The following is a 1,996-nucleotide window of genomic DNA, read 5'->3' as shown; positions in this document are numbered from 1 at the left end:
GAAAGCAGCCCGCCGCCCCGCGCTGTCATCCTCGACTGAGGCAGCTACGGCCAGTTACGAGCCAGGCGTTGACAACCACATTGGGAATCAGTAGCGCGCCCAGTCGCACGAGGAAGCGCCCGGCGTGCGGTCGTGCTGCGCCACGGAGGGGCCCCCGACGGCTCGCCGATTCCCCCACGGGACGGCGGGCCGCGTGCTGCTCAGTGCGGCACAGGCACTCACGCCGCGGTCGTGAGTCCCGCGAGCAGAAGACACCAGCCGCGCCGTGAGGGCCGCTTCGTCCCCAGTTACGTGTGGGCTCCCCACCAGATGTGGGTGGAAAGGGGGATGCCGATGTCCGGGTCGGTCGCGGAATTGGAGTTGAAGACCGCTACCGTCCCCGGAGAAGTTCGCAGGGACCAGGGACTCTGGTCGGCATCGAGCCAGTTCGGACTGTCGTTGTCCCAATACTGGCCAAGCTTGCCGGTGCACGGGCTCGTCCACACGGAGTTACGGGCGGTCTTGAAGTCGGTCATCAGACAGTCACCATTGGCAACATTCTTCAGCATGTGCTGTCCGTCCCCGTCCGGATCGACCGGACCGATCCAGTCCCACAATTTTGAGGAGCTCGATTCGCAGGTGGCCATCCATACGTTGCTGGTTTGCGTGGAGGCTGTCAGGCACAGGCCGTTGTTCTCGTTCGAAAATTGCCAGTACGTGGTCGCGGCCGACGCGGTCGACAGGGCGCCGGAACCCGCGAAGAGGAGGGCGGTCAACGCCGCGACGGGTGCGGAGCGGTTCCATCGTGCACGAGATGTCATGTCCTTGACGCTAGGAGCGGTGCCGAAAGACGAACCGACGCGATCATGTATCGGAGGTGTCTATCACCCGAACGCGGCATGGCGGACTTGTGGCCTACCTAAGACCGTGTCCTACGTGGTGAGGCGGACGAGTCGCTTGTAGCAGCACAGGGCGGCGGCAAGTCCGAGAAAGGCCAGGTAGTTTCGGGGGTGGCGTTCGTAGCGGGGGCTGAGTCGGCGGTAGCCCGAGAGCCACGACATGGTGCGTTCGATGACCCATCGGCGTCGTCCTAATCGTTCGCCGGACTCGATGCCTCTGCGGGCGATGCGCACGCCGATTCGTTTCCAGCGAAGCCATCTGCGCAGGTCGGCGCGGTCGTAGGCTTTGTCGGCGTGCAGGCGCTGGGGCTTGAAGTGCCGGCCGCTGTGAGGGCCTTGTCTCGTTTGGTGACCCTCGACCATGGGCTTCAGACCTTCGCTGTCGTGGGTGTTGCCGGCCGAGATGCCGACGAGGAGGGGCAGTCCGTTCGCGTCCGACAGGATGTGCATCTTGGAACCCGGCTTGCCGCGGTCCACGGGGCTGGGACCTGTGTGTTCGCCCCTTTTTTTAGCCCTGACGTGGGCGGTGCCGAGGACGACGCGGGTGACGTCGATGAGGCCGGCGTCGTCGAGGCGGTGCAGCACGGCTTCGTTGAGGCGGCCCCAGACGCCGGCTCTGGACCAGATCAGGACCCGGCGATGGGCGGTGGACTTCGATATCCCGAAGCAGGGCGGTGCAGTGCCCGCCAGGCACAGCCGCTGACCAGGACGTAGATGATGGCCGCGAACAGCGTCTCATCAGGCACGTTGGCAGTCCCGCCGCCCTGCGGCCGTGCTCGTTGCCCGGGAATCAGCGGCTCGGTGATCTCCCCCAGGCCCGTCCGGCACGATCCAGCCGCGGGAGTGCAGGACTGTGACCTGGCCACCACGGATCAGTAGGGACGGCGGATGATCACAGTTGAGCATCTCAGCCTGGGGGGCATGTAGGCGATAGCGCGCTATGACCAGCAGGTTCAGCCGTTCGGGCAGTGCTCGCTTTCGTCCGGCGCTGTCGGCAGACTCCCGCCGTGGTCCGGGGCGCCAGAGCAGAGCGGGCGGGGGGGGTGGTGTATTCTTTTTGAGCAGCGGGGACGGGGGGGGGGTTGTTTGGTGGGGCGTAGAAGAACACCACCGCCCCG

1 protein-coding gene and 1 pseudogene are annotated in these 1,996 nt (G+C 65.9%); both read right to left on the bottom strand.

Annotated elements, in window-relative coordinates:
- Positions 1 to 287: 287 nt before the first annotated feature.
- A complete protein-coding gene (locus ACWGJB_RS47790) occupies positions 288 to 800 on the bottom strand; it encodes a hypothetical protein (protein WP_453386305.1) in 513 nt (170 codons plus the stop codon).
- 111 nt (positions 801 to 911) lie between these two features.
- Positions 912 to 1,727 (bottom strand): annotated as a pseudogene (locus ACWGJB_RS47785) (IS5 family transposase).
- Between the last annotated feature and the right edge of the window lie 269 nt (positions 1,728 to 1,996).

It is taken from the genome of Streptomyces sp. NPDC054813 (assembly GCF_053611365.1).
This window is presented reverse-complemented; position numbering and strand designations above follow the sequence as displayed.

Excerpts from the sequence above, each read along its gene's own strand:
- ACWGJB_RS47790 (WP_453386305.1), bottom strand. The coding sequence starts at position 800 with ATGACATCTCGTGCACGATGGAACCGCTCCGCACCCGTCGCGGCGTTG.